The organism is Bacillus sp. J33, from assembly GCF_000518885.1.
Taxonomy (GTDB): domain Bacteria; phylum Bacillota; class Bacilli; order Bacillales; family Cytobacillaceae; genus Cytobacillus.
The window spans coordinates 1-9,097 of record NZ_JAEL01000151.1; the positions used below are offsets into that span (position 1 = coordinate 1).

Here is a 9,097-nt window from a genome sequence, read left to right on the forward strand (position 1 = left end):
TCAGACAAAACCGGCTTTCCAAATCTGGAAAGATACTATATAAATTCAGAAAAGAAAAAGTGGAGCGAAGCTTCGCAGACTCAAAAGAGCTGCATGGGCTTCGCTATTGCCGGTTACGGGGACTACACAATGCAAGCGAGCAGGTGCTTCTCACCGCAGCTTGCCAGAATATGAAAAAGATCGCCATGCACCTGGCAAAGCTAGGATAGGTGCATGGCGATCNTTTTTTAAACCAGAAAAGCTAATCTTCCTTTGGTATATTTCTTTTTAAGAAAAACTTTGTTGAGAAAAAATACCCCTTTCTCAACAAGCTGAGAGTTCGGAATGAGACTATTCCGAACTCTTTTTGTCTACAAACTGAGAGCCTGCAGAAATGCAGGCTCTTTTATATATGAGCTCTCATAAAAGAGGGGGTATTATGGGAGCGCAATCACGAGTTTAGTTTACTTAACAAAATGTTTTTCAATATCATCCAGAAGCAGATTTGCTGCAATGACGCCGCCGGCTGTATTCCAGATGGTATCGTCGACTTTATGAACATTGCCTTCCTGGGCAACTTTCAGGTTTTTGAATAACGGATCTTCAATCCATTCTTTTTCAAGCTGGCTCGCTTCTCCATCTCCAGTTTCATAAGTGAAGTAGAAGAGTACATCTCCATCCATAGCTGGAATGCGTTCCTTTGTCGCATTTTTCTCGGCAAAATCATCTACATTCTGGCTTTCAGGTCGTGCAAAGCCAATTTGGTCAAGAATGACGCCAGAGAAAGTATCTTTATGGTAGATGCGGACATCACCAGCCATAAAGCGGACAATGGATACTTCCTGATTCAGTTTGTCGCCAAGGCTAGTTTTAAGTTCTTCGATGCGTTTGTCATAGTCAGCAATGACTTTGCTGCCTTCTTCTTCTTTATTAATTGCTTTTGAATAAAGCTTAAAGTTTTCCTTCCAGTCTCCGCGCAGAGTTTCAGCGAAAATGGTAGGGGCAATATCACTTAATTGATCATAGATTTTTTCCTGGCGCATCTTGTTTCCGATAATAAGGTCCGGCTGAAGCGCTGCAATGGCTTCAACATTTACTTCACTTTCTGTTCCTACAACCTGTACATCCTTCATATCGTCAGCAATGTGCTCGTACCAAGGGTCGCCTGTCCAGGACTGAACAGCTCCCACTGGTGTTACGCCCATTGAGAGAAGGGCTTCAGTACCTTCATTTGTAAGAATCACAACTTTTTCAGGTGTTTTTTCCAGTGTAGTTGAGCCCATTGCATGTTCAACTGTATAGCTTGTATCTTCTGTTTTGTTTCCTTCATTTTCTTTTTCAGCTGTCTGATCTTCCTCGTTGTTATTCCCGCAGGCTGCCAGGAACAAGATCGTCAAAACCGAAAACAAGGCAAGTAAAGATTTTACTTTCATAAGTGCTTTCCTCCATTATGTAGTGTTAATGATAATCATTTTCATTTGACAACTTTATATTAAATCGGATTTGGATAAATGTCAACGGGTAAATGAAAATGATTTTCAATTATTTTTGCAGTTTTAGTGACACCTTAAGGAAGATACCCTGCCAGATTAGCTAAAATATTTTTTAAAAGGCAGTTTTCGCAAACTATGCTGCTTTATAAAAAGTAGTGAGAAAGGTTGATTTCCGCTCCAGGATGCTCAGCGAACTGCGGGGCGGGCGGTGAGCATCCTCGGCACGCAGCGCCTGTGGGATCTCACCTGTCCCACTCCTCCTGCAGGACATTGAATAAGCTTCCCCGAATCCACACCGCGTCGTAAGAAAATGCGGATGCATTTTCGAGGATCTCGCACCTTACGCTCCAATCAACCAACCTTATTTATCATCAGTTATTATTCAACGGACCTTTTCAAAAACAACAACCTTTTAGAAAAGAGAATTTTTAAATTACCAGTGAAAATGATTTTCAAACTCATTGACAGCCTTTCACCTGTACAATAGACTGAAATTAAATATGAACCCTAATTAAATAAAAGCAAGAAAGGTTTTCACTATGCTATTAAAAACAAATTCCATGAGGTGGGCAGGGCTTGTAATGGCTATGCTCCTGCTATTAGTTTTAATGTCTTTAAGTATTGTATACGGGTATACGGATACAACCTGGAAGATAGCTATTGATGCGTTTACAGAATTTGATGGATCCAACGAACATATTATTATACAATCTGTCCGCCTTCCAAGGGCATTGATTGCTGCAGCAGTGGGGGCAAGTCTGGCTATAGCCGGGGTACTGCTTCAGACTTTGACTAAGAATCCTCTCGCAGCTCCCGAAATCTTTGGGATAAACGCTGGTGCAGGCTTTGCTGTCGTAATAGCTGTATCTTTGCTATCCATAAGCAATCTTCAATTTTTCACTTGGATTTCCTTTATAGGAGCGGCTGTTTCATTTATTCTTGTATACATTATCGGCTCAATCGGCAGGGAAGGTTTAACTCCGATGAAACTTACACTTGCCGGTGCAGCAATGAGTGCTATGTTTGCATCCATGACACAAGGTTTTTTAGTCTTAAATGAAACAGCTCTCGAGCAGGTGCTTTTCTGGCTTGCAGGCTCTGTGTCGGGCCGGAAGCTTGAAACCTTAACTGCTGTTCTCCCATATTTCATTGCCGGCTGGATTTTCTCCTTGTTGATTGCCGGAAAGATGAATGTACTTTCCATGGGGGAAGATGTAGCAAAAGGACTTGGGTTAAAAACCGGCATGCTGAAGCTGGGGGCTGGCATCATTGTTGTACTTCTATCAGGAGGGGCAGTAGCTGTTGCAGGTCCGATCGGTTTCCTTGGCATTGTCATTCCTCATGTCACCCGTGCAGTTGTGGGAATAGACCATCGCTGGGTTATTCCTTTTGCTGGTCTGTTTGGCGGAATGCTCCTTTTGGCTGCTGATATCGCCGCAAGGTATATTATTATGCCGCAGGAAGTTCCTGTTGGGGTAATGACAGCTGTAATTGGAACTCCTTTCTTTGTGTACATTGCCAGAAGGGGGTTCAATAAATAATGAAAAAATACTATAATCTGCGTCTTTTTGGCGAAAAAATTTCTTTTTTAATCGACCGCAGGGGGCTTTGGATTTTTCTTGGCTTAATGGCTGCTGCGGCTGGAGTTTTTGTTATTAGTACCGGAACGGGGGATATGAAAATCAGTCCCCTTAAAGTAGTGCAGGTCTTTTTTGGCGGAGGTACGGATATGGAGAGGCTTGTTATTCAGTCCTTCAGGCTTCCAAGAATTATCGTAGCTCTAATGGTAGGCATCTCACTTGCTGTTGCAGGGGGCATATTGCAGGGAATGATTCGGAACCCGCTTGCATCGCCTGACATTATCGGGATCACGGGAGGCGCCTCTGTAGCCGTTGTTGGTTTTCTTGCTTTTTTTAGTGATGAAAGCAATGCATTGACCGTAAGTATTCATTGGCTGCCCCTTGCCGCATTTGTGGGTGCAGCGATTGTAGCATTTCTAGTATATTTCTTAGCCTATAAAGATGGAGTATCCCCGATCCGGCTTGTGTTGATCGGGATTGGAATTGCAAGCTTAATGAAGGCATTGACTACTTTAATGATGGTATTTGGCCCTATTTACCAGGCAAGCCAGGCAAATATTTGGATTACAGGCACAGTCTATGGGTCCAGCTGGGGAAATGTCGCCATTTTAATACCATGGACGATTATCCTGCTGGTTCTGGCATTTATTTTAGCAAGGAATGTTAATATACAAGAACTGGGTGATGACATCGCAACAGGCGTTGGCAGCACTGTTCAAAGATATCGGTTTCTGCTTCTGATGGTGAGCACTGGGCTTATAGGCGGAGCTGTTGCATTCGCAGGCGGGATTGGCTTCGTTGGATTAATGGCACCGCATATGGCGCGAAGGCTGGTAGGTTCTGCTTTCGGTGCTCTGCTGCCGGCTTCAGCTCTGATTGGAGGAATCCTTGTTATGGCAGCAGATCTGATCGGAAGGACATTATTTTCTCCGCTTGAAATCCCTGCCGGTGTCTTTACAGCCAGCATTGGTGCACCATACTTTATTTATTTGCTTTTTAAAACCAGGAACTCATAAGCAAAAAGCATGAACCTCGTAATGATCATGTAACTGGGTAAACTATAGATATGGATATTTAAGAAAAGGAGAGGGCAGACATGTCAACAGGGCAAGCGATCGCAACGCAAGATTTAACACTGTCATATGGAGATACTATTATTATTAATGAGCTTAACTTGGAAATCCCTAAAGGGGAAATTACGGTTTTTATAGGTGGAAATGGCTGCGGAAAATCTACTTTGCTCAGATCCATTGCCCGGCTGCTGAAGCCAAAGTCAGGTGCTGTGCTGCTGGAAGGGGAAGCTATTGCCCGTCTTTCAACTAAAGATGTCGCGAGGAAAATGGCTATTTTGCCTCAATCCCCGGCAGCACCGGAAGGCCTGACAGTGCTCCAGCTTGTAAAACAAGGACGGTATCCATACCAGACATGGCTAAAGCAATGGTCAACGGAAGATGAGCTAAAAGTCAGAAATGCCCTGAAAGCAACCGGCATGGAAGAATTAAGAGATCGGACTGTAGATTCCTTATCGGGAGGCCAGCGCCAGAGAGCTTGGATTGCCATGACGCTGGCCCAGGATACAGATACCATTTTACTGGATGAGCCTACGACTTATTTGGATATGACCCACCAAATAGAAATTCTTGATCTGTTATTTGAATTAAATGAGAAAGAGCAGCGCACAATTGTCATGGTCCTTCATGACCTTAATCTTGCCTGCCGGTATGCCCATAATATTGTCGCTATAAAGGATCAAAGAGTCTTTGCACAGGGCAAGCCGGAACATGTTATTAATTGCGGATTGGTGAAAAATGTATTCAATATGAACTGTGAAGTCACAATTGATCCATTATTCGGGACCCCGCTTTGCATTCCTTACGGTAAAGGAAGGTGCATTCTAAAAGGAGAAGGGATTCCTGTATGATGAATCTGACTGAAAAGCAGGCAGAAGCACTTAAGGCATTCAGGCTCGCCGCAGATCATGAATGCTCTCCGCTGTCTATTGAAGTGAGTGATTTGCTGGACCCGAGGAATGTAGGCGGGTATTTGGATAAAGTTAAACAGCAGATTGGGGCAAAAGATGAAAAAACAGCAGCTTCCATTTTGGTTAAAAGGTATGCATTTCTGCCTGTGATTTATTTATATAGCATGACTGCGTGGGATACGAAACTTGACATATCCTTTGAAAATCTCTTCTTTGAAAGTATAGATAAGAATGGGGTCTGGCTTCCGGGCTTTCGGTTTAATAAACTTTTAGGAGAAGGTGCCGGGGAAAATAGGGATCAATGGCGGGAAAAGGCTGTTCGCACATTATTCAGTGATCATGTGTTTCCAATCTTGGACTGTATTGCAAAAGAAGCAAAAATCTCCAAGCTTATACTTTGGGAAAATATTGCGATTTACGTTTTCTGGCTTTATGAAAAAATCTTGCTGGAGGATCCATTATTGGCAGAAAAGGCAGCAGAAGACTTTCATTTTATAATAGAAGAAGCCTCAGGAAACCTTTTTGGCGGATATAATGCAAACCCGCTAAAACGCTATCATAATGAAAAAATCTTCGTGGAAAGTACCGGGAAGCTGATCAGACCCAGAAAAACATGCTGCTTTTCTTATTTGACAAACAGCGGAAAACGGTGCGGCTCCTGTCCTCAGGTATGTAAAATCGTATAAAAAGGAGGAATTGGGATGAATGACAAATTGAAAGATCAGCTCGACGGCCTGCTGGAAAAATACACAGAACTCCTCATTGGCGAGAGCAATCCGGAATTGAAGGAAAAAGTGGAAGCCTGGGCGCTGTACTCTTTTATCGCCAAGTCCATGCCCCCGCTTGCGAAACATTGGAATGATACATATCCGGAGGCTAAAGAAGAAATGAAAGCTCTTATTGCTGAAATTAAGGCGATGAATGAAGAAATAAGGAGCAAAAAATCGAATAAAAGAGTCTGATACAACGGCAAATTCCTCCTTATAAAGGCTTTTTAGGATGGCAGCCAGTTTTATTTCAGGATTCCATCTTTTATTTGCAAAAATTAGTATTTATTATCCTTCATAAAGGGAATGAAGGACAAAATGGAATAGAAGAGCGAAAGAAATGTCCTTCATAAGGAAATGAAGTATAAAATGAAATAGAATGCGAAAGAAATTTGCAAATTCTCCTTTATATTTGCATTTTAATATTATGTGCAAACTCCAGAAAAACCGCTGCACGAATTGTAAGGGGTTCCGTTTAGGGAGAGAAAACATTAAATAGCAATACAATTAGCAGACCATTTCGCATAGCGATTTGGTCTGTATTTTTTATTATAAAATCAAGGTTTATTGGCTATTTAGAATGGAAATAATTTTAGTATTAACATACTAATTCACAAGTGGACAATAATTATTGTCCTCTGTAAAATTGATATGTTAATTTAGTAACTATTTAAAGTGCTATTTGGTTCAATGAAAGGAAGTCAGAATTAGGATGAAAAAATGGAACTATATTAAGCCAAAAAATCTCAGTGCAGAACGACCTGACTGGCTTATATCCGAACACACAAGGAATATCGTTGCAGCCTTTGCTGAATATAGCGAGTATACCGAAAGTGAAGTAGTTGATAAATTTTTAAAGAACCTTCTAACTGATGAAGATTTCGTTAATTGGGCAAAGAACAAACGGAATAATAAACGATTACTTAAACAACTTGGAATCGAGGAAACGGAGGAAAAAATAGTTGGCTCAATTAAAACGGTTAGCCAATAAATACGAGGAAGATGTTGTTGTCCAGATACCATTATCTTCCGATGAAGTTTCGGATAGAGCCAAACGATATACTGAGCTAGACCCAAGCAGGTTTTCAAAAAGATATAATGACCTTCTCTATCGCCCTGTATCTTTTACCTGGAACGGTAAGAGACATCAGATTCAATATAATTTTTGCACCAATCCCTATTGTAAGTGGCACGGAATGCCTCAAGAAAAATTCACATCAGTAAAATCAAAACCCAGTCGTTATAGATTAAGTGGACGTGGAAAAGGAGAAAGGCAATCTATTATTTGTAACGATGACCCAGTGGGATTAATCAAGGGAATGACCTGGGGATGTATAACGATGCCGGTCTCCAATTGGTCTATCGCTGAGGAAATTAAACGACTGGTTCGTATAGAGACTATTAAAGATATTGAGCCAGAATACCAATTTCATAAAGATGGTTGCGTCAATAGTGAAACGACTCCTTTTGGCGAACAAAGTCTCTATTATAAACAAGGGAAAAGTAAAGTCGGTGCTCAAGTGTGGCAGTGTAAAACCTGTAAAAAGAAAACAAGTATAATGCCAACCAGGAAACAATCAACCACGTATAACCAAAAGAGAAATGGCATTTTACCTTCATTTACAAGAGACCTACTAAATAGAACTCCTGTTACTCGTACTTGTGAAAAATTAGAAATCGGTGTAAGCACCTATTACCATAAACTTGAATGGGTATATCGTAGATGTTTGGAATTCCTTGAACGACACGAGAAAACAGCCTTTTCTCAAAAAGATTTTCCTGTTATGTGGCTTAATACCGATAAAATGATTTACAGCTTGAATAACGTTCGGAAGAAAGGTCAGGGTGGTAAAGAATTCGACGATGTTGAAGATTCTCAATTTCCTACTCACATAGTCGTTACCGCAGATGTTCATTCACAATATGTTTTTCGGACGGATGTAGCTTATGATTGGGACATTGAATTGGATGAAATTAAAATGGATACTATCCTTTTAAAAGAAGACCATTTAAACGAATTTTGCCGGAAAAATGCACGATTCAAAGACCGCTCATTTTTCCCACAGTCTCCTACACCAAATGATAATCAATCAGAATATGAGTATAAATTAGCACTAAAAGAATTTGACCGAAGAGAGAAATACGTTGATGGATTGCACCTCAATTCTACCTATACCACTATTGCTCATCTCTGGCTTATCAAACAGCTTGTAAATGCCAAAGAATGGCGTTTTGTTACTGATAAAGACAATTCCTTAATGACTGCTTTTGCCCGTGTTTTCGAAAAAGAAATACGCCTAGCAGACGCTCATCATTTTATTTGTTTAGTGGACAGAAGTAAGTCATTGAAACAATGTTTTCAAGAGTATAAAGAAGGTAGAGCAGATTTACTTCGTTGGGGGACAGCAATGATGCACGATTCTCGGTCTATCTGGAGTTTAGGCTATCTCAAACTTCTTGATATGTTCCAACACACATCCTTTCACGAAGAGGTTGTGATTGGCTCTCAATCATATAGAAAGTGGGCTGAAACACCAATTGAACATCCTATTCCAACAAAGGATAAAGGATATTTTAATGTGGATTGTAAAACAGACCTTTCATCTCTGGAACCGGCAGAAATTGCGAATGCGGTATTAAATGTAAGTGACTATGCTTCCAATGCTTTTATCCAGCAGATTCGTAGGAGATTATCCATTCTAGAACGCCCTCTTGTAACAGCTAGAGGTGATGGGAAAAGCTATATTTACGCAAACTTTAATCCAAGATATGCCCAATATGCTTTAACCATCCTTCGGACGTTTTATAATTTTTGCGAAACAATCAAAGGTCTAGATGGTCAAAAACAAACTCCTGCTCAACGATTAGGTATCACAAATAAGGAATATAAAATTGAGGATATTTTATATTTAAGATAAAGAACAAACAGTTAAAAGAAATAAAGAGGAGAATTCTCTCCTCTTTCAGACTGTCGACAAACTCGATGAAAATCGTGCTTGTCTGCAGTCTTTTTTATTTTAAAATAGAAGTAATACAATGCTTGAGGTGATTTAAATGCTTTCAAAACATAATCCAATTCAACGGGATCAAATTGAAATGGTTGCTTTAGACGAACTTGTACCGGCGGACCATTTGGTCCGCAAAATTGAAGCGGCGATTAATTTCTCATTCATCTATGACTTGGTAAAAGATAAGTATTCAGAAAAAGGCCGCCCAAGTATTGACCCTGTAATATTAATTAAACTCACATTTATTCAATATACCTTCGGTATTCGCTCCATGCGTCAAACAATTGAA

The 9,097-nt window shown here is 40.5% G+C and carries 10 protein-coding genes; 9 read left to right on the forward strand and 1 reads right to left on the reverse strand.

The window, feature by feature from the left end; translation table 11 throughout:
- Positions 1-209, forward strand: a 209-nt coding sequence (locus tag L634_RS31905) for a transposase (RefSeq protein WP_034263344.1), incomplete at its 5' end; no start/stop codon positions are given.
- 234 nt (positions 210-443) lie between these two features.
- Here the strand turns inward: L634_RS31905 and L634_RS0127240 are convergent.
- Positions 444-1,412: an ABC transporter substrate-binding protein gene (locus tag L634_RS0127240; RefSeq protein WP_026585126.1), complete on the reverse strand. Its 969-nt coding sequence runs from the start codon at positions 1,410-1,412 to the stop codon at positions 444-446.
- A 599-nt stretch (positions 1,413-2,011) separates the two neighbouring features.
- On the opposite strand from L634_RS0127240, the gene L634_RS0127245 reads away from it, so the two are divergent.
- The 8 genes from L634_RS0127245 to L634_RS0127280 all read left to right on the forward strand — a co-directional run.
- Complete coding sequence (locus tag L634_RS0127245; RefSeq protein WP_026585127.1) at positions 2,012-3,013, forward strand: FecCD family ABC transporter permease; 1,002 nt, start codon at positions 2,012-2,014, stop codon at positions 3,011-3,013.
- Positions 3,013-4,068 (forward strand): FecCD family ABC transporter permease, encoded by a 1,056-nt coding sequence (locus L634_RS0127250; RefSeq protein ID WP_026585128.1) that lies wholly within the window; start codon positions 3,013-3,015, stop codon positions 4,066-4,068. Before L634_RS0127245 ends, L634_RS0127250 begins: the two co-directional genes overlap by 1 nt.
- Positions 4,069-4,148: 80 nt before the next feature.
- Positions 4,149-4,973, forward strand: a complete 825-nt coding sequence (locus L634_RS0127255; RefSeq protein ID WP_026585129.1) for an ABC transporter ATP-binding protein — start codon at positions 4,149-4,151, stop codon at positions 4,971-4,973.
- Positions 4,970-5,719, forward strand: coding sequence for an IucA/IucC family C-terminal-domain containing protein (locus L634_RS0127260; RefSeq protein WP_051428432.1), 750 nt, complete (start codon positions 4,970-4,972; stop codon positions 5,717-5,719). Before L634_RS0127255 ends, L634_RS0127260 begins: the two co-directional genes overlap by 4 nt.
- Positions 5,720-5,734: 15 nt before the next feature.
- Positions 5,735-5,995: a YusU family protein gene (locus L634_RS0127265; protein WP_026585131.1), complete on the forward strand. Its 261-nt coding sequence runs from the start codon at positions 5,735-5,737 to the stop codon at positions 5,993-5,995.
- A 517-nt stretch (positions 5,996-6,512) separates the two neighbouring features.
- Entirely contained in the window at positions 6,513-6,791 is a 279-nt protein-coding gene (locus L634_RS31910) for a hypothetical protein (RefSeq protein WP_051428394.1), read from the forward strand.
- Positions 6,763-8,718, forward strand: coding sequence for a hypothetical protein (locus tag L634_RS0127275; RefSeq protein ID WP_026584454.1), 1,956 nt, complete (start codon positions 6,763-6,765; stop codon positions 8,716-8,718). Before L634_RS31910 ends, L634_RS0127275 begins: the two co-directional genes overlap by 29 nt.
- Before the next feature lie 136 nt (positions 8,719-8,854).
- Positions 8,855-9,097 (forward strand): transposase (locus L634_RS0127280; protein WP_026584455.1); only part of this gene is annotated, 243 nt, incomplete at its 3' end.